21 protein-coding genes and 2 pseudogenes are annotated in these 23,836 nt (G+C 72.3%); 17 read left to right on the forward strand and 6 right to left on the reverse strand.

Annotation, left to right across the window (positions count from 1 at the left end):
- Positions 1–15: 15 nt before the first annotated feature.
- The 7 genes from KIF24_RS01485 (at position 16) to KIF24_RS01515 (ending at position 9,674) form a co-directional block, all read left to right on the forward strand.
- Positions 16–1,710 (forward strand): L-aspartate oxidase, encoded by a 1,695-nt coding sequence (locus KIF24_RS01485; RefSeq protein ID WP_221082423.1) that lies wholly within the window; start codon positions 16–18, stop codon positions 1,708–1,710.
- 14 nt (positions 1,711–1,724) lie between these two features.
- Positions 1,725–2,600 carry a carboxylating nicotinate-nucleotide diphosphorylase gene (nadC, locus tag KIF24_RS01490; RefSeq protein ID WP_221083123.1) on the forward strand — a complete coding sequence of 292 codons (876 nt, stop codon included), beginning with the start codon at positions 1,725–1,727 and terminating at the stop codon, positions 2,598–2,600.
- A gap of 19 nt (positions 2,601–2,619) precedes the next feature.
- Complete coding sequence (locus tag KIF24_RS01495) at positions 2,620–3,378, forward strand: type III pantothenate kinase (protein WP_221082424.1); 759 nt, start codon at positions 2,620–2,622, stop codon at positions 3,376–3,378.
- Between the two features lie 186 nt (positions 3,379–3,564).
- Complete coding sequence (gene lysS, locus KIF24_RS01500) at positions 3,565–5,073, forward strand: lysine--tRNA ligase (protein ID WP_221082425.1); 1,509 nt, start codon at positions 3,565–3,567, stop codon at positions 5,071–5,073.
- A gap of 114 nt (positions 5,074–5,187) precedes the next feature.
- A complete protein-coding gene (locus tag KIF24_RS01505; protein WP_331460982.1) occupies positions 5,188–5,538 on the forward strand; it encodes a histone-like nucleoid-structuring protein Lsr2 in 351 nt (116 codons plus the stop codon).
- Positions 5,539–6,058: 520 nt separating this feature from the next.
- Positions 6,059–8,593, forward strand: a complete 2,535-nt coding sequence (locus KIF24_RS01510) for an ATP-dependent Clp protease ATP-binding subunit (protein ID WP_221083124.1) — start codon at positions 6,059–6,061, stop codon at positions 8,591–8,593.
- 427 nt (positions 8,594–9,020) lie between these two features.
- On the forward strand, positions 9,021–9,674 hold the full coding sequence (locus tag KIF24_RS01515; protein ID WP_221083125.1) for a C39 family peptidase: 654 nt from the start codon (positions 9,021–9,023) through the stop codon (positions 9,672–9,674).
- 51 nt (positions 9,675–9,725) lie between these two features.
- Here the strand turns inward: KIF24_RS01515 and KIF24_RS01520 are convergent, their stop codons facing one another.
- Positions 9,726–10,628, reverse strand: a complete 903-nt coding sequence (locus tag KIF24_RS01520) for an HhH-GPD family protein (protein ID WP_221082427.1) — start codon at positions 10,626–10,628, stop codon at positions 9,726–9,728.
- 97 nt (positions 10,629–10,725) lie between these two features.
- Between KIF24_RS01520 and KIF24_RS01525 the strand changes: the two genes are divergently transcribed.
- The 3 genes from KIF24_RS01525 to KIF24_RS01535 all read left to right on the forward strand — a co-directional run bounded on the left by KIF24_RS01525 (position 10,726) and on the right by KIF24_RS01535 (position 12,691).
- Positions 10,726–11,238, forward strand: coding sequence for a glycine cleavage system protein R (locus tag KIF24_RS01525; RefSeq protein ID WP_221082428.1), 513 nt, complete (start codon positions 10,726–10,728; stop codon positions 11,236–11,238).
- On the forward strand, positions 11,235–11,828 hold the full coding sequence (locus KIF24_RS01530; protein ID WP_221082429.1) for a peptide deformylase: 594 nt from the start codon (positions 11,235–11,237) through the stop codon (positions 11,826–11,828). Before KIF24_RS01525 ends, KIF24_RS01530 begins: the two co-directional genes overlap by 4 nt.
- Before the next feature lie 146 nt (positions 11,829–11,974).
- Positions 11,975–12,691, forward strand: coding sequence for a hypothetical protein (locus tag KIF24_RS01535; RefSeq protein WP_221082430.1), 717 nt, complete (start codon positions 11,975–11,977; stop codon positions 12,689–12,691).
- A gap of 78 nt (positions 12,692–12,769) precedes the next feature.
- Here the strand turns inward: KIF24_RS01535 and disA are convergent, their stop codons facing one another.
- The 4 genes and pseudogenes from disA to KIF24_RS01555 all read right to left on the reverse strand — a co-directional run bounded on the left by disA (position 12,770) and on the right by KIF24_RS01555 (position 17,214).
- Complete coding sequence (gene disA, locus KIF24_RS01540) at positions 12,770–13,948, reverse strand: DNA integrity scanning diadenylate cyclase DisA (protein ID WP_221082431.1); 1,179 nt, start codon at positions 13,946–13,948, stop codon at positions 12,770–12,772.
- Between the two features lie 101 nt (positions 13,949–14,049).
- Positions 14,050–15,501: a DNA repair protein RadA gene (gene radA / locus KIF24_RS01545; RefSeq protein ID WP_407939849.1), complete on the reverse strand. Its 1,452-nt coding sequence runs from the start codon at positions 15,499–15,501 to the stop codon at positions 14,050–14,052.
- A gap of 87 nt (positions 15,502–15,588) precedes the next feature.
- A complete protein-coding gene (locus KIF24_RS01550; RefSeq protein WP_221082432.1) occupies positions 15,589–16,236 on the reverse strand; it encodes a hypothetical protein in 648 nt (215 codons plus the stop codon).
- Positions 16,237–16,375: 139 nt separating this feature from the next.
- A pseudogene (locus KIF24_RS01555) lies at positions 16,376–17,214 on the reverse strand (UbiA family prenyltransferase).
- A 45-nt stretch (positions 17,215–17,259) separates the two neighbouring features.
- Here KIF24_RS01555 and KIF24_RS01560 point away from each other — a divergent pair.
- The 4 genes from KIF24_RS01560 to KIF24_RS01575 are packed head-to-tail and all read left to right on the forward strand — an operon-like array spanning position 17,260 to position 20,982.
- Positions 17,260–17,997, forward strand: a complete 738-nt coding sequence (locus KIF24_RS01560; protein ID WP_221082433.1) for a methyltransferase domain-containing protein — start codon at positions 17,260–17,262, stop codon at positions 17,995–17,997.
- Between the two features lie 42 nt (positions 17,998–18,039).
- The gene (locus KIF24_RS01565) at positions 18,040–19,242 is read left to right on the forward strand and encodes an acyl-CoA dehydrogenase family protein (protein ID WP_221082434.1); all 1,203 of its coding nucleotides are present in this window, start codon (positions 18,040–18,042) and stop codon (positions 19,240–19,242) included.
- Positions 19,220–20,326, forward strand: coding sequence for a type III polyketide synthase (locus tag KIF24_RS01570; protein ID WP_221082435.1), 1,107 nt, complete (start codon positions 19,220–19,222; stop codon positions 20,324–20,326). Before KIF24_RS01565 ends, KIF24_RS01570 begins: the two co-directional genes overlap by 23 nt.
- A 26-nt stretch (positions 20,327–20,352) precedes the next feature.
- Positions 20,353–20,982 (forward strand): hypothetical protein, encoded by a 630-nt coding sequence (locus tag KIF24_RS01575; RefSeq protein WP_221082436.1) that lies wholly within the window; start codon positions 20,353–20,355, stop codon positions 20,980–20,982.
- Between the two features lie 68 nt (positions 20,983–21,050).
- Here the strand turns inward: KIF24_RS01575 and KIF24_RS01580 are convergent.
- Positions 21,051–21,727, reverse strand: a pseudogene (locus KIF24_RS01580) (hypothetical protein).
- 371 nt (positions 21,728–22,098) lie between these two features.
- On the opposite strand from KIF24_RS01580, the gene KIF24_RS01585 reads away from it, so the two are divergent.
- The 3 genes from KIF24_RS01585 to ispF are packed head-to-tail and all read left to right on the forward strand — an operon-like array spanning position 22,099 to position 23,835.
- Positions 22,099–22,584, forward strand: a complete 486-nt coding sequence (locus KIF24_RS01585; protein ID WP_007073334.1) for a CarD family transcriptional regulator — start codon at positions 22,099–22,101, stop codon at positions 22,582–22,584.
- Positions 22,585–22,640: 56 nt separating this feature from the next.
- The gene (gene ispD / locus KIF24_RS01590) at positions 22,641–23,336 is read left to right on the forward strand and encodes a 2-C-methyl-D-erythritol 4-phosphate cytidylyltransferase (RefSeq protein WP_221082437.1); all 696 of its coding nucleotides are present in this window, start codon (positions 22,641–22,643) and stop codon (positions 23,334–23,336) included.
- A gap of 13 nt (positions 23,337–23,349) precedes the next feature.
- Complete coding sequence (gene ispF, locus KIF24_RS01595; protein ID WP_221083127.1) at positions 23,350–23,835, forward strand: 2-C-methyl-D-erythritol 2,4-cyclodiphosphate synthase; 486 nt, start codon at positions 23,350–23,352, stop codon at positions 23,833–23,835.
- Position 23,836 lies beyond the last annotated feature (1 nt).

The following is a 23,836-nucleotide window of genomic DNA, read 5'->3' on the forward strand; positions in this document are numbered from 1 at the left end:
GGTTGACTGTGAGGCATGGACCTACCGACCGTCGGCCTGCCGGCACTGCCGAGGTTGCTGGCCGCACCGGCGCCCGGCTGGGTGGAGACCACCGACGTGATCGTGGTCGGCTCCGGGGTGGCCGGGCTGACGGCGGCGCTGCACCTGCGCGAGGCGGGCCTGCACGTCACCGTGGTCACCAAGGTCAACATCGACGACGGTTCGACCAGATGGGCGCAGGGCGGCATCGCCGCGGTGCTCGACCCGGCCGACAATCCGGCCAGGCACGCCTCCGACACCGAGATCGCCGGCGTGGGCCTGTGTGACCCGGCGGCGGTGCGCGTGCTGGTCGAGGAGGGGCCGACCCGGTTGCGGGAGCTGATCCGTCTCGGTGCCGAGTTCGACCGCAACGCCGACGGCTCGCTGATGCTCACCCGGGAGGGCGGTCACCGGGCCGATCGCATCGTGCACGCCGGTGGCGACGCTACCGGTGCGGAGGTGCAGCGGGCCCTGCACGCCGCGGTACGCCGTGACCCGTGGATCCGGCTCGTCGAGCACGCGCTGGTGCTGGACCTGCTGCGTGCCCCCGGTGACGGTCCGGACGGGCTCGGCCCCGCGTGCGGGATCACCCTGCACGTCCTCGGCGAGGGCAGCGAGGACGGCGTCGGCGCCCTGCTGGCTCGGGCGGTCGTCCTGGCCACCGGCGGGATGGGCCAGGTCTTCGCGGCGACCACCAACCCGGCCGTCTCGACCGGCGACGGGGTCGCCCTGGCCATGCGGGCCGGGGCGGCGGTCACCGACGTGGAGTTCGTGCAGTTCCACCCGACCGCACTGATCGTGCCGGAGCACTCCCGGGTGCCCGGCGCCGGCCACGCGCAACAGCCGCTGGTATCCGAGGCGCTGCGGGGCGAGGGCGCGCACCTGGTGGACGGCGACGGCAAGCGCTTCATGCTCGGCCAGCACGAGTTGGCCGAGTTGGCGCCGCGCGACGTGGTGGCCAAGGGCATCCACCGGGTGCTGCTGGCCACCGGCGACGACCACGTCTACCTCGACGCCCGTCACCTTGGTGGTGACTTCCTGGCCCGGCGCTTCCCCACCATCGTCGCCTCGTGCCTGGCCATCGGTGTCGACCCGGGCAGCGAGCTGATCCCGGTGGCGCCGGCCGCGCACTACGCCTCCGGCGGGGTCCGCACCGACCTGCACGGCCGGACCTCCATCCCCGGCCTCTACGCCTGTGGTGAGGTCGCCTGCACGGGCGTCCACGGCGCCAACCGGCTGGCCAGCAACTCGCTGCTGGAAGGTTTGGTCTTCTCCCGACGGATCGCCGCCCACGTCGCGGCCGGGCTGCCGGAGCAGGCCAACCCGGCCGACACCGGTGCCTGGCGCGGTGGCGGTGGTTGGGTGGTGCCCGCCGCGGTGACACCGCAGTTGCAGCGGGCGATGACCCGCGGTGCCGGCGTGCTCCGCTCCGCCGCGACGCTCACCGGGACCGCCACCGGCCTGGTCGAACTGGGTGCCGGTCGCGGCATCCCACGCACCGCCGACTGGGAGGCGACGAACCTGGTCACGGTGGCCGCCGCGCTGGTGGCCGCCGCGTACGCCCGCCGGGAAACCCGGGGTTGCCACTGGCGGGAGGACTTCGGATCGGCCGACGAGCGGTGGCACGGCCACCTGGTCGGTGCCATCGGGGCGCAGGGCCGGTTGACCACCCGCTGGGAGGAGATTCCGTGACGGCTGCGGATCGGATGCTGCGTGCGGCCGGGCTGGACCCGGACCAGGTGCGCCGGATCATCGAGAACGCCCTGGTCGAGGACCTCGGCCCGGACCGGCTCGACGTCACCAGTGTCGCCACCATCCCGACGGCGCAGACCGACACCGCTGACCTGGTGGCCCGGGCCGACGGCGTGGTGGCCGGGCTGGCGGTGGCCGCCGCCGCGTTCGAGCTGACCGCCGAGGTGACCGGGATGGACCGTACCGTCGAGGTGTCACTGGTGGCCCACGACGGCGAACGGGTGGCTCGCGGCGACGTGCTGGCCACGGTGACCGGCCCCACCCGGGTGCTGCTCACCGCCGAGCGGACCGCCCTCAACCTGCTCTGCCGGATGTCCGGGGTGGCCACCCACACCCGGGCCTGGGCGGACGCGCTGGCCGGCACCAAGGCGATGGTCCTCGACACCCGCAAGACCACTCCGGGCCTGCGCGCCCTGGAGAAGTACGCGGTCCGCGCCGGCGGTGGCACCAACAAGCGGATGGGCCTGCACGACGTCGCCATGGTCAAGGACAACCACAAGGTCGCCGCGGGCGGGATCACGGCCGCCTACCGGCGGGTCCGGGAGGCGTTCCCGGACGTGCCGGTGCAGGTGGAGGTGGACACGCTCGCCGAGGCGGTGGAGGCGGTCGAGGCCGGGGCGAACTTCCTCCTGCTGGACAACATGTCTCCGGCGGTGCTCGCCGCCGTGGTGGCGGCCGTGGCTGACCGGGCAGAGCTGGAGGCGACCGGCGGGCTGAGGCTCGCCGACGCCGCCGCGGTGGGGGCGACCGGCGTGGACTTCCTCTCCGTCGGCGCGCTCACCCACTCGTCGCCGATCCTGGACATCGCCCTGGACCTGCGGCTTGAGTAGGCCCGTCTAGGCTGCGTGCGTGCTGCTCTGCATCGACATCGGGAACACCAACACCGTGCTGGCGACCTTCGACGGCGACAAGCTGGTGCACTCCTGGCGGATCAAGACCGACGCCCGCTCGACCGCCGACGAACTGGGTCTGATGTTCCGCGGACTGCTTGCCGGTGACGCCGTCGAGATCACCGGTGTGGCCGCCTGCTCGACCGTCCCGGCCGCGCTGCGATCGCTGCGCACCATGCTGACCCGCTACTACGGCGAACTGCCGAGCGTGATCGTCGAGCCCGGCGTCCGCACCGGGGTGCAGCTGGCCATCGACAACCCGAAGGAGGTCGGTGCCGACCGGGTGGTCAACACGCTGGCCGCGTACACCCTCTACGGCGGACCGTCGATCGTGGTCGACTTCGGCACCACCACCAACTTCGACGTGATCAGTGGCCGGGGCGAGTTCCTCGGCGGCGCGTTCGCACCGGGCATCGAGATCTCCTTCGACGCGCTCGCCGCCCGGGCCGCTCAGCTGCGCAAGGTCGAGGCGACCAAGCCCCGGTCGGTGATCGGCAAGAACACCGTCGAGTGCCTCCAGGCGGGCTTGTACTTCGGCTTCGCGGGACAGGTGGACCGGATCGTCGAGCGGATGGCAGCCGAACTGGGTGAGCTGAGGGCGGTCATCGCCACCGGCGGGCTGGCCCCGCTGGTGCTCAACGAGTGCCGGACGATCACACACCATGAGCCGATGATCACGCTGATCGGGCTGCGCATGGTGTACGAGCGGAATGTCTGATCTTGTTCCTGGCTCTTTGCGGTGGGGTTTGGTCGACCAGGTCCGGTTTCGGCGGCGGCCACGCCGAACGAGAGGGCGGCAGTGGGGTCGGTCATGACCGGCGGGCTATCCAGTAACGGTCGGCGAGGCGCTTGAGTACGCTCGGGGCTTGACCCCGCCCGAATTCTCCCGCCGAGGAAGCGTGCCGTGACCCAGCAGAGCCCCGTGCCAGTCGACCCCGCCGACGACCTTCCCGAGCAGATGAAGGTCCGCCGGGAGAAGCGGGACCGGATGCTCGCCGACGGCGTCGAGCCGTACCCGATCAGCTACCCGCGTACCGCCACGTTGGCCGAGGTGCGGCAGCGCTACGCGGACCTGCCCACCGACACCGCCACCGGCGACCAGGTCTCGGTCACCGGTCGGGTGATCTTCGTACGGAACACCGGCAAGCTCTGCTTCGCCACCCTGCGCGACGGCGACGGCACCGAGCTGCAGGCCATGCTGTCGCTGGATCGGGTCGGCGCGGTGCGGCTGGAGGACTGGAAGCGCCTGGTCGACCTCGGCGACCAGGTGGGAGTCACCGGCGAGGTGATCACCAGCCGCCGGGGCGAGCTGTCGGTGCTGGCCGAGCAGTGGGCGGTCACCGCGAAGGCGCTGCGCCCGCTGCCGGTGGCCCACAAGCCGCTCAGCGAGGAGGCCCGGGTCCGGCAGCGCTACGTCGACCTGATCGTCCGTCCGCAGGCGCGTCAGATGGTACGTACCCGGGCCGCAGCCGTACGCAGTCTGCGTGATTCGTTGCACGGACAGGCCTTCATCGAGGTCGAGACCCCGATGTTGCAGTTGCTGCCCGGGGGTGCGGCGGCCCGACCTTTCGTGACCCACAGCAATGCACTCGACACCGATCTGTATCTCCGAATCGCGCCGGAACTGTTTCTCAAGCGCGCCGTGGTCGGCGGTGTCGAGCGGGTCTTCGAGATCAACCGCAACTTCCGTAATGAGGGCATCGACTCTTCGCACTCGCCGGAGTTCGCGATGCTGGAGGTGTACCAGGCGTACGGCGACTACAACACCATGGCCGAGCTGACCCGCAATCTTGTCCAGCAGGCGGCGGTCGCGGTGAGCGGGTCGACGGTGGTCAGCCATGCGAGCGGGCGAGAGTTCGACCTCGGTGGCGAGTGGCGTTCCGTCAGCCTGTTCGGCGTGCTTTCCGAGGCGCTCGGCGAGGAGGTCACGGTCCGCACCGAGCGAGCCCGTCTGGTCGAGTACGCGGACAAGGTCGGCCTGGGTGTCGACCCCAAGTGGGGGCCGGGCAAGCTGGCCGAGGAACTCTTCGAGGAACTGGTGGTACCCGGCCTGGAGGCGCCCACCTTCGTTCGGGACTATCCGGAGGAGACCAGCCCGCTCACCCGCGGTCACCGCAGCGAGCCGGGCCTGGCCGAGAAGTGGGACCTGTACGTGCTCGGGTTCGAGCTGGCCACCGCCTACTCGGAGCTGGTCGACCCGGTGGTGCAGCGGGAGCGGCTGGTCGCCCAGGCGCAACTGGCTGCCCGGGGTGACGACGAGGCGATGCGACTGGACGAGGACTTTCTCCGGGCGATGGAGTACGGAATGCCCCCGGCCGGCGGCATGGGAATGGGAATCGACCGGCTCCTCATGGCGCTGACCGGCCTGGGAATTCGGGAAACCATCCTCTTCCCGTTGGTCCGCCCCGAGTAGTCCTACGAGAATCTACCGGGTCGTTACCGCATCCTATTGACGCGGCAAGCATCTCACGGGTTATTGTGCTCTTGCAGTTGACCGGAGCAGCCCTGCTCGAAAGGAATGTGGGACGTGGCCAAGCAGATCATTCACAAGCTGGTCGATGACCTGGACGGCGGGGACGCGGACGAGACCGTCAAGTTCGCGCTCGACGGCGTTCAGTACGAGATCGACCTGTCGGGTCCGAACGCGGAGAAATTGCGTGAGGCATTCGCCCCGTACATCGCCAGCGGCACCAAGGTCGGTCGCGGCGGTGTGGTCGTCGGCGGGCGTGCCGCCCGCGGCCGGGGTGGCGCCACGGCCGATCGTGAGCAGAACAAGGCCATCCGGGCCTGGGCCCGCAAGGCCGGCAGGGACATCTCCGACCGGGGCCGGATCCCGCAGGAGATCGTCGACGAGTACCACTCGAAGGCCGGTCACTGAGACCAGGCCCACGGTCGCCCATGGCGCCGGCCCGGGAGCAGTTCTCCGGGCCGGCGCCACCGTCTTCGGGTCGGTCCGGTGCCGGAGCCCATCGCCGGGCGCCGTCGCCCGGCCTCCGGTGCGGCTCGACCGCGGGCTTGGCCACCGGGACTGATTTCGGTCGGCGGGGCGTTGTCCACAGCCGGTGGACTCGTTGTCCACAGCCTGTGGAGGGCGCCCGAGGGGGTGCCTTCGACATGCCGGGACGCCTCCGTGCGGCGCTCCCGGCGCTCCCCGGCTACCGGCCGAATTTCGCTCTGCGCGTACAGATGCCATGCCCGGAACACCCGCTGAGCGTGGATGGTTGGGCAAAACGACGCGTACCGGACCGACGAGGTAGACACACGAGGTCAGCCGAGTCGGTTCGCGGCGATAGAGTGAAGAGGCGCGGACGCCCGTCCCGGGCGCTTGCGTATCCGGCCCCGCCGAGGATCTTGACCACCAAGATCGAGTGCGCACGGCACGTGAGGAGCACGAGGGCATGTTCGAGCGGTTCACCGACCGAGCGCGACGGGTTGTCGTCCTGGCCCAAGAAGAGGCCCGGATGCTCAACCACAACTACATCGGGACAGAGCACATCCTGCTCGGTCTGATCCACGAGGGCGAAGGCGTTGCCGCGAAGGCTCTGGAGAGCCTCGGCATCTCCCTCGAGGGCGTCCGGCAGCAGGTCGAGGAGATCATCGGTCAGGGTCAGCAGGCGCCGAGCGGGCACATCCCGTTCACGCCCCGGGCCAAGAAGGTGCTGGAGCTGTCGCTGCGCGAGGCGCTGCAGCTCGGCCACAACTACATCGGTACGGAGCACATCCTGCTCGGTCTGATCCGTGAGGGTGAGGGCGTCGCGGCCCAGGTGCTGGTCAAGCTCGGCGCCGACCTGAACCGGGTCCGTCAGCAGGTGATCCAGCTGCTCTCCGGCTACCAGGGCAAGGAGCCGGCCGCGGCGGGCACCGCGCCGGGTGAGGCCGCGCCGTCGACCAGCCTGGTGCTGGACCAGTTCGGCCGGAACCTGACCCAGGCGGCCCGGGAGGGCAAGCTCGACCCGGTGATCGGGCGCGAGAAGGAGATCGAGCGGGTGATGCAGGTGCTCTCCCGCCGTACCAAGAACAACCCGGTCCTGATCGGTGAGCCCGGCGTCGGCAAGACCGCCGTGGTCGAGGGGCTGTCCCAAAAGATCATCAAGGGCGAGGTGCCCGAGACGCTGAAGGACAAGCAGCTCTACACGCTCGACCTGGGTGCGCTGGTGGCCGGTTCCCGTTACCGCGGTGACTTCGAGGAGCGCCTGAAGAAGGTGCTCAAGGAGATCCGCACGCGGGGCGACATCATCCTGTTCATCGACGAGATCCACACCCTGGTGGGTGCGGGTGCCGCCGAGGGCGCGATCGACGCGGCGAGCATCCTCAAGCCGATGCTGGCCCGCGGCGAGCTGCAGACCATCGGCGCGACCACGCTCGACGAGTACCGCAAGCACCTGGAGAAGGACGCCGCGCTGGAGCGGCGGTTCCAGCCGATCCAGGTGGGTGAGCCGTCGCTGGCGCACACCATCGAGATCCTCAAGGGCCTGCGGGACCGGTACGAGGCACACCACCGGGTGAGCATCACCGACGCCGCGTTGGTGGCTGCCGCGACGCTGGCCGATCGGTACATCTCCGACCGGTTCCTGCCGGACAAGGCGATCGACCTGATCGACGAGGCCGGTGCGCGGATGCGGATCCGCCGGATGACCGCGCCGCCGGACCTGCGGGACTTCGACGAGCGCATCGCCCAGGTGCGTCGTGACAAGGAGTCCGCGATCGACGCGCAGGACTTCGAGCGTGCCGCGCAGCTGCGGGACAAGGAGAAGCAGCTGCTGGGCCAGAAGGCGCAGCGGGAGAAGGAGTGGAAGGCCGGTGACCTGGACGTCGTCAGCGAGGTCGACGACGAGCAGATTGCCGAGGTGCTGGGCAACTGGACGGGCATTCCGGTCTACAAGCTGACCGAGGAGGAGACCTCGCGCCTGCTGCGCATGGAGGACGAGCTGCACAAGCGCGTCATCGGCCAGGAGGACGCGGTCAAGGCGGTCTCGAAGGCGATCCGGCGGACCCGGGCCGGCCTGAAGGACCCGAAGCGCCCGTCGGGCTCGTTCATCTTCGCCGGCCCGTCCGGTGTGGGTAAGACGGAGCTGTCCAAGGCGCTCGCCGAGTTCCTCTTCGGCAGCGAGGACGCTCTCATCCAGCTGGACATGTCCGAGTTCCACGACCGTTACACGGTGTCCCGGCTGGTGGGTGCCCCTCCCGGTTACGTCGGTTACGACGAGGGCGGGCAGCTGACCGAGAAGGTGCGCCGTCGGCCGTTCTCGGTGGTCCTGTTCGACGAGATCGAGAAGGCCCACCCGGACGTGTTCAACACGCTCCTGCAGATCCTGGAGGACGGTCGGCTCACCGACGGTCAGGGTCGGATCGTGGACTTCAAGAACACGGTCATCATCCTGACCACCAACCTGGGTACCCGGGACGTCGCCAAGGCGGTCTCGCTGGGCTTCCAGCAGTCGGAGGACTCCGAGTCCACCTACGACCGGATGAAGCAGAAGGTCAACGACGAGCTCAAGCAGCACTTCCGGCCCGAGTTCCTGAACCGGATCGACGACACCATCGTCTTCCACCAGCTGCGTCGGGAGGAGATCCTCTCGATCGTCGACATCATGATCCAGCGGATCGAGGCCCAGCTGCGTAACAAGGACATGGGTCTGGAACTGACCGAGAACGCCAAGAAGTACCTGGCGGCCAAGGGCTTCGACCCGGTGCTGGGCGCCCGTCCGCTGCGTCGCACGATTCAGCGGGACATCGAGGACAACCTCTCCGAGCGGATCCTGTTCAACGAGCTGACCCCGGGTCAGATCGTCGTGGTGGACTGCGAGGGCGACCCGAACGACATCGACAAGTCCAAGCTCGTCTTCCAGGGCTCCGACCGGCCGGCCCAGGTGCCGGACGCCGTGCCGGCAGACCTCGGCGGCAGCACCGCTACCGCGGGTGCCGACGAGTAGGTCTCCAGCCGACAGCGGCGGTCCGGTGGCATCTGCCACCGGACCGCCGTCGTCTGCTGTCCCCGTGCCCGGGGCGACCGGTGGGTGGGTCGGCCACCGACCGCCGTCGGTCACCCGGAATACGGACATTGCTCGCGGCTGGCGGTCCAGATCCCATGCCGGTCGCCGCGGTCGACTCCGGGCCGCGGGGGTGTGGCCGCCGTCACGGTTTGCTGCGGCATGGGCCGGAGCCGGGGGGCGTTGTACTGGGGGTAACCGCGGCGGTCCTGCTCAGGCGGGCCCGGAATGCCGGGCCTGCCGGGGCCGTTGAACACCTGGCCGGGAGCTTCGGCCCGACAGCCGCGGGCGCTCCTGCTGCTTCCTCCCGACGCGGTATCCACATCCTCACTTCCAGGTGTCGTGTCGATCCCCGAGACGGAAGGCAATGATCATGACTACCTTGATTCGTAGGGCTGCCCTGACCGCTGCCGGTGCCGTCTGCGCCGGTGGCATGGTCGCCGCCCCGGTGGGCGCGCTCGCCGCTCCGCCGAGCACCAGCCCGCTGGCCGCGGTGGCCGAGCGCGGGCACGGCAAGGGCGAGCGGCAGCTGAACGTTCGTTACGAAGCCCAGCCCAACTTCTACTACTGCGGCCCGGCGGCCGTACGTAACGCCCTGACCGCCATGGACAAGGACGTCTCCCAGGACGACCTGGCCCGTGACATGGGCACCACCGAGCGGGGCACCGACTCGGCACATCTGATCACCAAGGCCCTGAACGAGAAGGCCGGTAGGGATGTCTACCGCACGGTGGAGATTCCCGGTCGGGCCGCCGACAAGGCAGAGACGGACCGGCTGCGGGACGACATCGTCCGTGCCGTCGACGACGGCCGGAGCGTGGTGGCCAACGTCATCGGCACCGCCACGGACACCGACGGAGTGAGCCATTCGTTCGAGGGCGGCCACTACATCTCGGTGACCGGCTACCGGGGCGACGGTGACCAGGTGAAGATCGCCGACTCGGCCAACCCCGCCCAGGCCGAGTACTGGATCAGCGCCGACGCGCTGGCCGACTGGATCGCCAGCCGGGGTTACTCCGCCTGACCCACGAGAGCACATCGAACGGCTGAGGGCCGGCCCGCGCGGGGCCGGCCCTCAGCTTGCCACCGGCGCCGGCGGCTCGTCCCCGACCAGGCGGAACGACGTCTCGCCGATCGGCTCGACCAGCCCGTCGGTGACCAGACCGGCCAGCGCGCGGGCACGCTGCACGTCGTCCGCCCACACCTGATCCAGGCGTTGGTGCGGCACCGGCCCGGTCGCCTCACGGAGCAGCCCGAGCAGCAGGCCGCGAACCTGGCGGTCGGTGCCCGCGTACCGCTGCGGGCGGCGGGTCGGGCCGAGCGGGGCAACCTGCCCCGAGGCTCGCCAGGCGCAGGCCGTCTCGACCGGGCACGCGCCGCAACGGGGTGAGCGGGCGGTGCAGACGAGCGCCCCCAACTCCATGATGGCGGCACTGGCCAGGGTGGCGGCGGCCGGCTCGTCGGGCAGCAACTCCTCGGTGGCGACCAGATCGGCGGGCCGGGTCGCCGGGCCGGCGTCCGGTTCTCCCGCGATGGCCCGGCAGACCACCCGGCGCACGTTGGTGTCGACCACCGGGTGCCGCTGGCCGTATGCGAAGGCGGCCACCGCCCGGGCCGTGTACGTGCCGACTCCGGGTAGGGCGAGCAACTGCTCCAGCCGTGCCGGGACCGCGCCGCCGTGGCGTTCCACGATGGTCACCGCGCAGTCGTGCAGCCGTACCGCGCGGCGGGGGTAGCCGAGCCGCCCCCACATGCGGATCGCGTCGGCCGGGCTGTCGCCGGCCAGGGCGGTCGGTGTCGGCCAGCGGTCCAGCCACGCCTGCCAGGCGGGCAGCACCCGGGCGACCGGGGTCTGCTGGAGCATGACCTCGCTGACCAGGATCGCCCAGGGGCTCACGTCGGGTCTGCGCCACGGCAGGTCCCGGGCGTTCTGCTCGTACCACCGGCTCACCCGGCCGGCGAAGGTGGGTTCTGTCATCGCGCCGCCGATGATCTCACGCGCGGCGGTCCCGGCGTTTGGACGGTCCGGGCGGGCCGCCGCCCGGAAGCGCGCACGGATCGGGCAGAATGCCCGGATGAACGAGCTCGCGATCACCGTCATCGGCCGGGACCGGCCCGGCATCGTGGCCGACGTCGCCGAGGTGCTCGCCCGGCTCGGAGCCAACCTCACCGACAGCACGATGACCCGGCTGCGGGGGCACTTCGCGATGACCCTGATCTGCGTCGGCCCGGCCGCCGCCGAGGTCGAGGCCGCCCTGGCCCCGCTCGCCGCCGACGGTCAGCTGCTGGCCACCGTGCGCGCGGTGACGCCCGACGGCGCGGCGGTTCCGGCCGGCGAGCCGTACGTGATGGCGGTGCACGGTGCCGACCGGATGGGCATCGTGGCGGCGATGACCCGGGTGCTGGCCGAGGCCGGCGGCAACGTCACCGATCTGAGCACGCGGCTGTCGGGGTCGCTCTACGTGGTGGTCGCCGAGGTCGAACTGCCACCGGGTGCGGCCGAGGTGCTCCTCGGGCGGCTGGCCGACGCCGCCGCCGGCCTGGGTGTCGAGGTGACCCTCCGACCCGCCGAACCGGATCTGCTGTGAGTGGCGAGCCGGGCCGGCCGGAGCCGGACCCACGGGCCGAGACGTACGAGGGCCTCGGCGACTGGGCGCCGGAGGCGTTGGGTGCCGGCCGGGTGATCCCGGTGGTGTCGGCGCCGCAGGCGGTGCTCAGCCGGGCGGGTGCGGAGGTCGACCCGACGGCCGGCGAGACCGTGCAACTCGCGGCCGACCTGATCGCCACCATGCGGGTCTCGCCCGGCTGCGTCGGTCTGGCCGCCCCCCAGGTCGGGGTGGGTGCGCAGGTCTTTGCGGTGGATGTCACCGGCCATCCGAAGGCGATCACCGTGCACGGCGTGTTCGCCCTGTGCAACGCCCGGGTGGTCGAGGCGACCCGGTGGAAGGCGGGCCGGGAGGGGTGCATGTCGGTGCCCGATCTGACCGGCGACGTCAAGCGCGCCAGTCGGCTGGTGGTCGAGGGGATGCTGCCGGGCAGCGGCAAGGTCGCACGCCTGGTTACGGACGGTTTCGAGGCGCGCGCGTTGCAGCACGAGATCGACCACTGCGCCGGCCTGCTCTTCCTGGACCGGGTCGCCGGCGCCCACGCGATCTACCAGCGCAAGGTATATCTCTGAAGCACGTGCACGGTCACCGTCGGTGACGCAGCGAGCCTGCCGTCGGGGCGGACCATCGTGATTGGAGGGTCGGATCGGATGGGGCGGTCGAGCCACGGCGCGTCGTTACCGTCCGTCGCTCACGCCGCCGCTACGGTGGAGGCATCATGCGTCTGACGGTCGGCCCCCTGTCTCCCGCCGTGTACTGGCGGCGTCGTGCCGTCGTGCTCGGCGCGGTTCTGCTCTTCCTGGTTGTCCTGCTCTACTCGTTCAACGGGCCGGACGGCGGCAACGACGCGACCGGCGACGGCGAAGCCGACCCGGTCGTGGCGACCGGCACGCCGGATCCCACCGGATCGGTGCTGACTCCGCAGACCGGTTCACCGCCGTCGGGCGACGCCGGTGCCGACCCGTCCACTCCGGCGGACGATCCCGATACCGAGCCGAGTCTCAGCAACGACCCACCGACGGTGGATCCGGCGACGGACGAGGGCACCTGCGTGGACTCGGAACTTGCGGTGACCGCCCTGGCGCTGCCCGCGCAGGTCGCCCCCGGCGCCTCCGTCGATCTGCACCTGAAGGTGCGCAACCGGTCCGACCGAACGTGCAGCCGGGATGTCGGCGCGACCGTCCAGGAGCTCTACATCAAGTCCGGCGCCGAGGTGGTGTGGTCCTCGGACACCTGCGGCACCGCCTCCGGTTCGGACGTGCAGTCCTTCACCCCCGGGTTCGAACGCTCCTACCAGGTCGGCTGGAACGGCCGGGGCAGCAGCCGGTGCGCCAACGGGCTGGCGAACGGCCCGACCGTGCCCGCCGGAACGTACGAGGTCTTCGCCCGGGTGGGCACCCGACTGAGTCAGCCGGCGAAGCTGACCCTCGGCTAGGGCGTCCGACGCGGCCGGTCGTTGCCTGGGGCCCGCCGCAGGCCGGCCAGGACGTCGACACGCACCAGGGTGGCCCGGTCAGACGTAGCGCTCCAGGATGGAGGCCTCGGCCAGCCGGGACAGTCCCTCGCGTACCCCGCGGGCCCGGGCGTCGCCGACGCCCTCGACGGCCTGGAGGTCCTCCACCGTGGCGCCCAGCAACCGCTGGAGGCTCCCGAAGTGCACCACCAGCCGGTCCACCACGGCCACCGGCAGCCGGGGCACCTTGGCCAGCAGCCGGAACCCACGAGGGCTGACCGCCGCGTCCAGCGCGTCGGAGACCGCTGGGTAGCCGATCGACTTGGCGACGGAGACCAGGTCGATCAGCTCGGTGGCGCTGAGCAGATCCAACTCCACCAGGGCCTCGTCGAGGGTGCGGGACTTGCGGCCGGTGGGCAGGTAGTCGCGGATGACCAGGGTGCGGTCGGCGTCGACGCCGGCCATCAGCTCGTCCAGTTGCAGGGCGAGCAGCCGGCCGTCGGTGCCCAACTCGACCACGTAGCCGGCGATCTCGTCGGCGATCCGGCGGACCATTTCCAGCCGCTGCACCACCGCCACCGCGTCGCGTACGGTGACCAGATCCTCGATCTCCAGCGCGGAGAGGGTGCCGGAGACCTCGTCCAGGCGGAGTTTGTACCGTTCCAGGGTGGCCAGCGCCTGATTCGCCCGGGAAAGGATCGCCGCCGAGTCGTCCAGCACGTGCCGTTGGCCGTTGACGTAGAGGCTGATGATCCGCATGGACTGGCTGACCGAGATCACCGGATAGCCGGTCTGCCGGGCCACCCGCTCGGCGGTGCGGTGCCGGGTGCCCGACTCCTCGGTCGGGATGGTCGGGTCGGGCATCAGGTGCACCGCCGCTCGGACGATCCGGGTGCCGTCGCTGGAGAGCACGACCGCGCCGTCCATCTTGCACAGCTCGCGCACCCGGGTCGCGGAGAACTCGACATCCAGCGGAAAACCGCCGGTGCACAGGCCCTCGACCACCTTGTCGTAGCCGAGGACGATCAGCGCCCCCGTCCGACCGCGCAGGATGCGCTCGAGGCCGTCGCGCAGCGCGGTGCCCGGTGCCATCAGGGCCAGGTTGGCGCGCAGCGGGTCGCCGGCACCGCCGCCTCCGGTCACGCTCACGCTGATCGGACGGGCGGGCGAGCCCACGGCGCCGGTGCGGGCGTGGGGTGTCGCGCCGGCAGGCTTGGTGGTATCGCGGTCGATCGGCACGGGCACAGTCTACGGACTGCCGTGCGGTGGGTGCTCTCGTGGTTACTGTGATGTGTCACGATTCCGTCCGGCCCGTCCGGCGCGCCCGTCGGAGACACCGCTCACTCCGCCGAGGCGCGGGCCGCGGCCTGCAACGCCGACCGGACGTCGCCGACCTCGACCACCCGCATCTGCTCGGGACCGGCACCGCTGCTCGTCGGCCCGCAACCGGGCGGCACCAGGGCCAACCGGAAGCCGAGGCGGGCCGCCTCGGCCAGCCGGCGGGGCACCGCGCCCACCCGGCGCACCTCGCCGGTCAGGCCGACCTCGCCGATCGCCACCAGGTGGGGTGCGATCGCCAGGTTGAGCCCGCCGGAGGCGACGGCGAGGGCGACCGCCAGGTCGGCCGCCGGCTCCACCACCCGGATGCCGCCGACGGTGGCCGCGAAGACCTCCCGATCGTGCAGGGTGAGTCGTTCGGTGCGCCGCTGGAGGACCGCGAGCACCATCGCCAGCCGGGCCGAATCCAGCCCGGAGACCGTGCGCCGGGGCGAGCCGGCCACCGTGGCGCCGATCAGCGCCTGCACCTCCGTGACCAGTGCCCGGCGACCCTCCATCGCCACCGTCACGCAGGTGCCCGGCACCGGCTCGGCGTAGCGGGTCAGGAACAGCCCGGAGGGATCGGCGAGACTGCTGATGCCGCCCTCGTGCATCTCGAAACAGCCGACCTCGTCGGCGGCGCCGAACCGGTTCTTCACACCGCGCACCAGCCGCAGCGACGAGTGTTTGTCGCCCTCGAAGTGCAGCACCACATCGACCAGGTGCTCCAGCACCCGGGGGCCGGCGACCTGGCCGTCCTTGGTGACGTGCCCGACCAGCACGGTGGCGACGCCGCGCTCCTTGGCCACCGCGACCAGGGCGGCGGTGACGGCCCGGACCTGGGTCACCCCGCCGGGCACCCCCTCGGCGCCGGTGGTGGAGATGGTCTGCACCGAGTCGAGGACGAGCAGACCGGGCTTGACGGCGTCGAGATGACCGAGCACCGCCGCGAGGTCGCTCTCGGCGGCCAGATAGAGCTGATCGTGCAGGGTGCCCATCCGCTCGGCGCGCAGTCGCACCTGGCTGACCGACTCCTCGCCGCTGACCACCAGGGACGGGCTGCCTGCTCCGGCGGCCCACTGCTGGGCGACGTCGAGCAGCAGGGTGGACTTGCCGACCCCCGGCTCGCCGGCGAGCAGCACCACCGCTCCGGGCACCAGGCCGCCGCCGAGGACCCGGTCGAGCTCGCTGACGCCGGTGGGCCGGGCCCGGGCCGGCGCCGCGCTGATGGTGGCGATGGGCCGGGCCGGCTCGGCAGGCATCCGGGAGCTGACCACGCGGCCGGAGACGGTCGGGCCGGTGACCGTGCACTCGACCACCGATCCCCACTCGCCGCACTCGGGGCAGCGTCCCACCCACTTGGGTGGCTGGTGGCCGCAGGCGTCGCACTCGTACGCGGGACGGGGCTCGCGGGCCGACGCCCTGCCCCGCCCGCCAGCCGGTGTCCGGGACGGGGTCGATCGGGAGATGCTCACCGGGGGGACGCTAATCCCCGGGTACGACGGCGGCGCCGCCGGCACGGGTCAGCCCACGCCGGCGACGCCGGAAAGCACTGGAACGGCTCAGTGGCCGCCCTCGCCCTCGTACTCGGTGTGCCGCTCGATGATCGGCGACGGCGGCGGAACCGGAGTGAGCGGCACGGCCACCGGGACGGAGCTGGTGACCGTGTCCGCGCCGCCGAAGTCGAAGGCCAGCGTGATGTTCTGGCCCGGGAGCGCCGACTGGCTCAGCCCGACGAGCTGGAGCACCTGCTCACCCTCGGTGTTGAGCTGCGCGTAGCCCAGCGGCGGGACCTCGACCCGGGCCGGCCCCGCGGTGGGGGAGGCGGACGGTGACTCGTCCGGCGAGGGTGACCCGGTGGGCGACGGGCTGGTCGCGGCGGCGACCGTGGTGATCACCACGGCGCGGGCTTCCGGCGAGGTGACGGTCACGGTGACCGGGTCCGGCGAGTCGTTGTAGAAGACCACGTTCAGCACGGCGTCGTCGCCAGCCTGGTAGCCCTCGATCCCGGGGTAGGCGATCAGGGCGCCGCGGACGGCGTACCTCCCGTCGCCGACCTGGAAGTCGACGCCCTGGGCCGACGGCACCTTGTTGGCCGTCTCGGCGATCTGGCCGGCGCCGCACCCGGACAGCAGCAGCATCCCGGCCGCCGCCGCGATCCCGGGCAGCAGCACGGCAGCCCGCCGGGAACCCCTGATCGAGCGCGTCACGTCGGTCCTCCTCGTCACGATCACACCCGGCTACGCCGCCGGAACCGCTGGCCATGCCCGCGCAGACCGCGCTCCAGGGTAGTTGGGGCCGATCTCGGCCCGCACGGGGACCCGGCGCGGTCACCTGCCGGGGTGCGGCTCAGATCAGCCGCCCGTTCGTGACCAGCAGGACGACGTCGATCAGGGCCACCAGCATCACCGCCCGGAAGGCGGCCACCGGGCGCCCCCGGCCCGGTCGGCCGCCCGGCCCGCGTACCAGGACAGGATGAAGATCACGACGGTGGCCGCGATCGCCGCGAGGCCCACGCCCGACGGCGGCCCGGGCGGGCCCAGCACCAGCGTGCCGGTCGCCGCGATCAACAACCCGACGGCGGCGGCCCGGCTGCCCGTCGAACCCAGCCGGTGCGGCAGCCCGCGGACCCCCGTCCGGGCGTCGTCGGCGAGATCCGGCAGCACGTTGGCGAAGTGGGCGCCGGCACCCAGCAGGGCGGCGGCGGCCACCAGCCAGAACGGCGGCGTCGGTGCACCGGGCAGCGCCAGCACCACGAAGGCGGGCAGCGCGCCGAAGGAGATCGCGTACGGCAGCACGGAGACCGGGGTCGACTTCAACGGCCAGTCGTAGAGCAGGGCCGACACCAGGGCGACCGTGGCCCAGAGTGCCGCCACCGGATTCGTGGCCAGGGCCAGCGCCACGGTGGCGCCGGCGGCCAGCGTCGCGGCCACGGCGATGGTGCGCCGGGAGACCACGCCGGACGCCACCGGTTTGTCGGTACGCCCCACCGCGGCGTCCCGCTCGGCGTCGAGCAGGTCGTTGGTCCAGCCGACCGCGAGCTGGCTGGCGGTCACGGTGAGCGCCACCGCGGCGATCCCGCCGGGCGGATGCCCGACGCCGGCCGCGAGCAGACCGGCCACTGTGGCGACCGCGGCGGTCGGTTCCGGATGGCTCGCTCTGACCAGCCCTAACACCGTCGACGACATAACGGAAGTCTGGTCGTTACCGGGGAGTCGTGCCACGCTCGTGCCATGCGTGCAGCCGGCCCGAGCCTGCCCCGCAACGATCCGCGCCAGTACGACGACCTGGCCGGTGAGTGGTGGCGGCCGGACGGTGCGTTCGCCATGCTGCACTGGCTGGCCCGGGCGCGGGCGGCGCTGGTGCCGCCCGCGACCCGACCGGGTGCGCTCCTGGTCGACCTGGGCTGCGGCGCCGGCCTGCTCGCACCGCACCTGACCGGCAAGGGCTACCGGCACGTGGGGGTGGACCTGACCCGCTCGGCCCTGGCCCAGGCGGTCGCGCACGGCGTGACGGCGGTGAACGGCGATGCCACGGCGGTGCCGCTCGCGGACGGCTGCGCCGACGTGGTCGCCGCCGGTGAGCTGCTGGAGCACGTGCCGGACTGGCGCGCCGCGGTCGCCGAGGCGTGCCGCCTGCTGCGCCCCGGCGGCCTGCTGGTGCTGGACACCCTCAACGACACCGCCCTGTGCCGGCTGGTCGCCGTCCACCTCGCCGAGCGGCTACCGACCGTGCCGCGCGGAATCCACGATCCACGGTTGTTCGTGGACGACCGCGAGCTGCTGGCCGAGTGCGCCCGGCACGGCGTCGACCTGAGCGTCCGCGGCATCCGCCCCGGCGTGCCCGGGCTACTTCGGTGGCTGACCCACCGGGCGCTCGGTGGCGTAACGACCTCCGATCGGGCACCGCGCATCGTGCCGACCGGCTCGACCGCCGTGCTCTACCAGGGTCGTGGGCTACGTAACGGATAACGGGTTCCGGCGGGGGTACGCCGAAGGGCGAGGAGGGCTTCGATGAGTGGAGACAGCGCCGGTGTCGGCCTGAGCGAGCGCGGCAGGCCGGCGCTGGACGCCGCCCGGCGGCTGGCGCCCCGGCTGGCGGCCCGGGCCGCCGCGCACGACCGGGACGGCTCGTTTCCGGTGGCCGACTTCGCCGACCTGCGGGCGGCCGGGCTGTTCGGGCTGATGGTTCCCGCCGAGTTGGGGGGCATCGGCGCGTCGTTCGCCGAATACGCGACCGTCGCCACCGAGTTGGCCCGGGGCAACGGCGCCACCGCGCTGGTGTTCAACATGCACGCCTCGGTCACCGGCGCACTTGGTGCGGTGACCGAGGAGATGGCCGAGGCGCTCGGCATCCCGGCGGAGGCGCTGGCGGCCCGCGACCGGTTGTTGCGGGCGGCGGCCGACGGGGCGTGGTACGCCGTCGCGATGAGCGAGCGCGGCGTCGGCGCCCGGCTGTCCCAGCTCAGCACGGTCTACGAGCCGGTCGTCGGCGGCTGGCGGATCAAGGGCGGCAAGACCTTCTGTTCAGGCGCCGGTCACGCCGCCGGATACCTGGTCGCCGCCCGCAGCGTCACCGATCCGTCGATGGTCTCGCAGTTCCTGGTCCCGGCCGGCGACGGGCTGACCGTCGAACCGACCTGGGACGCCCTCGGCATGCGCGCCACCGCCTCGCACGACCTGCACCTCGACGTCACCGTCGCGGCCGACCGGCTGCTCGGCGGGGTGGAGGGGCTGGCCCTGGTGGTTGCCCAGCTCATGCCGCACTGGCTGGTGGCCAGCTACGCCGCCGTCTACGTGGGAGTGGCCCGGGCGGCTGTCGACGCGGCGGCGGAGCACCTGAACACCCGCAATCTCGCCGGCCTGCCGGCCGTCCGCGCTCGGCTCGGTCGCGCCGACGCCGCGGTCGCGGCGGCTCAACTGGTGGTCGCCGAGGCGGCCCGCCGGGTGGACGAGGCGCCGGGCGACGCGGAGACCAACCGTTGGGTGTGGCGGGCCAAGCTGCTGGCCGGCACCACCGCGGCGGACGTGGCGGCGTCCATGCTGGAGGCGGCGGGCACCTCCGCCACCCGGCGCGGTCATCCGCTGGAGCGCCTCTACCGGGACGCCCGTTGCGGGTCGCTGCATCCGGCCACCTCCGACGTATGCGCCGACTGGCTCGGCATCGCCGCCCTCGGCGGCGACCCGGACCGTGATGGATCGGCCCCTCGTTGGTGAGGGTGGAGCGCACGAGCGAGAGGAAGGTGGGACCGTGTCCGTACCGGTGATCGCGGGCCTGGGCACGGCCCAACCGCCCTCCGCGAACCAGCAGGAGTTGTGGGAGAGGTTCTTCTCCCGGCACTTCTCCGGCACCACCCGGGCGCTCGCCGAGCGGATCTTCGCGAACTCGGGGGTGACCCGGCGGCAGGCGGCGGTCAACCCGCTGATCGAGGATGTCTCCGACTGGCCGACGGAGCGCCGGATGCGCCGCTATCAGGTCGAGGCGCTGCCACTGGGCAAGGAGGCGGTCGGTCGGGCGCTGACCGCGGCCGGCCTGGACGCCGGTGACGTCGGTCTCTTCGTCGTCTGTTCGTGCACCGGGTACGCCACCCCCGGGCTGGACATCCTGCTCGCCCGGGACCTGGGGATGGCCCCGTCGACCCAGCGGATGTTCATCGGCCACATGGGCTGCTACGCCGCGCTGCCAGGGTTGGGCGCGGTCGGTGACTTCGTCACCGCGCGGGGGCGCCCGGCACTGCTGCTCTGCGCCGAGCTGACCAGCCTGCACCTGCAGCCGTCGTCGGCCCGGGTGGACACCCAGCAGATCGTTTCCCACGCGCTCTTCTCCGATGCCGCGGTCGCCATGGTGGTGGTTCCCGGCGGCCGGGGGTACGCCCTGCGTGAGGTGGCGTCGGTGACCGACACGTCCACCGCCGACCACATGACGTGGGACGTGACCGACACCGGGTTCCGGATGGGCCTGTCGCCGAAGGTGCCGCAGGTGCTGTCGGCCCACGTCCGGGGGCTGGTCGACGACCTGCTGGCCCGGCACGGCACCAGCCTGTCGGAGGTGGACGGCTGGGCGGTGCACCCGGGTGGGCCGCGCATCCTCAACGTGGTCGAGCGGGAACTGGACCTGGCGCCCTCGGCGCTGGCCGCGTCGCGGGAGACCCTGGCCGGGCACGGGAACTGTTCGTCCCCGACGGTGCTGCTGATCCTCGACCGCCTGTTCCGCGCCGCGCCCTCCCCGCGTCGTGTGGTGATGCTGGCCTTCGGCCCCGGGTTGACCCTCTACGCGGCGCTGCTGGAACGGCACGCCTGACGACCGTGCGGGCTACCCTGGTCACCATGAACGTCGATGCGGCTGGTCGGCTGCGCGGAGCCCTGCTGGCCGGCGCCGGGGTCGCCGCGCTGGTCCTCGGTGGTTGGTGGTGGCAGGCGGAGGCGCCGTCACCGGCCCGGCCCGGCGCACTGGCCGGCGTCGGGGTCTCGCCGGACGGATTCCCGCTGCCCGCCAGCTACCGGCCGGAGAACCGGGCCACCGGCGCCATGGTGCGCGACGATCCCGATGCGGCTTCCTCCTACCTGGTGGTGGATCCCCGCACGGGCGCGGTGGTCGGGAGAGGGGAGACGGGGACTGCCGGCGTCGCTCCCGACGCGGCTGCCACGGGCAGGTGGCCCAGGGACGGCGAGGTGGTGTGGACCGAGCGGGCGCTGCTCGACGCGGGCGCCGCGGTCGTCCGGCAAACCCGGATCTCCCACGACGAGCGGCACCTGCTGTGGTTCAGCTGTACCGGCCCGGGTGAACTGCTGGTCGTCGTGGCCGGTGCCCGGGCGGCGGACCCGATGACCGTCGGCTGCGACGGTGCGATGGCCACCACGGAGGTCATCGGCACCGGTGCCGCGATGCGGGTGTCGTTCTCACCCGCCGGTGCGGATCCGGTTGAGGTGGAGGCCCGGCTGATCGTCCTGCGGTGAGCGGTGCCGGTCCGCCGGCGGCCGTCACGCCGGTGGGGTGCCTCGTCGGGCGAGTCGGCCGGTCGGGCTCAGCCGGCCAGCCGGGCCAGTTCGAGCTGGTGGTCGGCGATCGAACCGACCGCGGGTACCACGAGGGTGATCCGGCCGTTGTGGTCGGCGAGCACCGCGGTGGCGGCGTCCGGACTGGCCGGCACGTGCAGGAACGCGCGCAGGCCGCCGGCCGGGTCGGCGAGCATCCGCACCCGGGTGTCCGGCGGTGCGGCTGCGGGTGTGCTCCGACGACCGCGACCACGGTCACCCCGTCCGGCGCCACCGCCGCCGCCTCGGCGACCCGGTCGGGGCAGGCGCACCCGTCGACCAGCAGCACCAGGGCGGGCAGCAGTCCGCGCAGCGGCACCGGCGACTGCCCGGCGTCGACCAGGTCCAGGGCGGGCAGCGGGCGACCGGTCAGCTGCGCGGGCGCCGGGTCGGGGGTGCTGGTGGTTGGTCCCGGGGAACGGCCGGTCCGGGGCCAGCTGGCGGCGGCCAGGCCGGCGATGGTGGTCACGAGCGCGACGACCAGCACGAGCACGGGGAGGGCTGGTGGGCGCCAGCGGTGGTGGTGGTCCGCCGGCCGGCGGCGCAACTCGCGACGTACCTGTTCGGCCTCGTCGGCCAGAGCGGAGGCGTCGTCCGGGACGACCACTCGACCCCACTCGGGCGGCAGGTCGGGCAGCCCCGGACCGTCGGCGTCAGCCTTGCCCATTACGACCCCCTTGGACCTTGCGGGTGCGCGGAGGCGGCACTCCTCCAGCCTCCCGCATCGGGCGCGGTCTCGCTACCGCTGCCCGCAGCCGGGCGCGGGGGGATACCATGGGGTGGGTGCGTAGCCTCTGATCTCGGCGCTTGCGCCTCGGAACCTCAGCGCTTGCGCCGCCGGATCTCCGCGTTCGTCGCGGCTGTGTCCGGTGGTCATCCCTAGGTTACGGAGCGTGTTCGAATCATCGGTTGGGCGGTCTGTCAAGCCGAAGAAATACCTCTCACAGGGCCCCTGAGCTGCGCCAACGGTCAGGACAGCGGTGAGACATCGGTGCCTGAGCGTGTTACCCTAGACACAGCGAAAGGGGTTTCGAACCTATGGTTTTCAGTGTCGGCGAGACCGTTGTCTACCCCCACCACGGGGCCGCACTCATCGAGGCAATCGAGACTCGGGTCATCAAGGGCGAGCCCAAGCAGTACCTCGTCCTGAGGGTCGCGCAGGGTGACCTGACGGTCCGGGTGCCAGCCGAGAACGCCGAGATCGTGGGCGTGCGCGAGGTGGTGGGCGAGGAAGGCCTCGGCAAGGTCTTCGACGTTCTCCGGGCTCCGCACACCGAGGAGCCGACCAACTGGTCGCGGCGTTACAAGGCAAATTTGGAAAAGCTGGCCTCCGGCAATCCGCTGAAGGTGGCCGAGGTCGTCCGCGACCTGTGGCGCCGCGAGCGGGAGCGGGGGCTCTCCGCGGGCGAGAAGCGCATGCTCGCCAAGGCCCGCGACATTCTCGTCGGCGAGGTCGCGCTGGCCGAGAAGAGCACCAAGGACGAGGCGGAGACGTTGCTCGACAAGGTGCTGACCGAGGCCTAGTCCGCACAGCATCGTCGTACCCGATTCGTAGCGAAGAAACCGTCGAGGACCGCGACGTGACCGCGCAGCTCAATCCGCGCGGTGACGTCGCGGTCCTTGTGCCTGCGGCCGGTGCCGGCGTACGCCTGGGGCCTGGTCGCCCGAAGGCGCTGCGGCTGCTGGCCGGGGAACCCCTGCTGGTGCACGCGGTCCGTCGGCTGGCCACGGCCGGGTCGGTGCACACGATCGTGGTCGCCGCCCCGGTCGCGGAGGTCTCCGTGGTGCGCGACCTGCTCGCCCCGATCGCACCGGTGACGGTGGTGCCCGGTGGGGCGGAACGGCAGGCCTCGGTGGCCGCCGCGCTCGCCGCCGTGCCGGCCGGCCCCGACATCGTCCTGGTGCACGACGCGGCCCGCGCGCTGACCCCGGCCGCGCTGGTGGAGTCGGTGGCCGCCGCGGTCCGGGCGGGTCATGGCGCGGTGATCCCCGTCCTGCCGGTCGTCGACACGATCAAGGAGGTCGACGCGGCTGGGCTGGTGCTCGGCACGGTCGACCGGGCCGCACTACGCGCCGTGCAGACCCCGCAGGGCTTCCGCCGGGCGGTGCTGGCCGCCGCGCACGCCGCTGCCGGCGACGCCCTCACCGACGACGCCGGGCTGGTGGAGAAGCAGGGCGTGCCGGTGTACTGCGTGCCCGGCTCGGAACACGCCATGAAAATCACCAGACCCTTCGACCTGGCCGTGGCGGAGCATCTGCTGGCCACGGAGCGGTAGCGCGTACCCTCGGATCATGATCGTCCCTCGGGTGGCCATCGGGACCGACGTGCATGCCTTCGAGGCCGGCCGGCCATGCTGGGTGGCCGGCCTGCACTGGCCCGAACAGGACGGCCTGGCCGGGCACTCCGACGCGGACGTGGCCGCCCACGCCGCCTGCAACGCGCTGCTCTCCGCCGCCGGTCTGGGTGATCTCGGGGCCAACTTCGGGGTCGGTCAGCCCGCGTGGGCCGGGGCCAGCGGGGTGGCCCTGCTCACCGAGACGGCCCGGCGGGTGAACGCGGCCGGCTACGCCATCGGCAACGTGTCGGTCCAGGTGGTGGGGAACCGGCCGAAGATCGGTCCGCGTCGGGACGAGGCGCAGCGGGTGCTGTCGGAGGCGGTCGGCGCGCCGGTCACCGTCACCGCCGCGACGACCGACGGCCTGGGATTCACCGGACGCGGCGAGGGGCTCGCCGGGATCGCGGTTGCCCTGGTGTACGAGCAGCCGAGCGCCTAGG

The organism is Micromonospora tarapacensis (assembly GCF_019697375.1).
GTDB classification, from domain to species: Bacteria; Actinomycetota; Actinomycetes; order Mycobacteriales; family Micromonosporaceae; genus Micromonospora; species Micromonospora tarapacensis.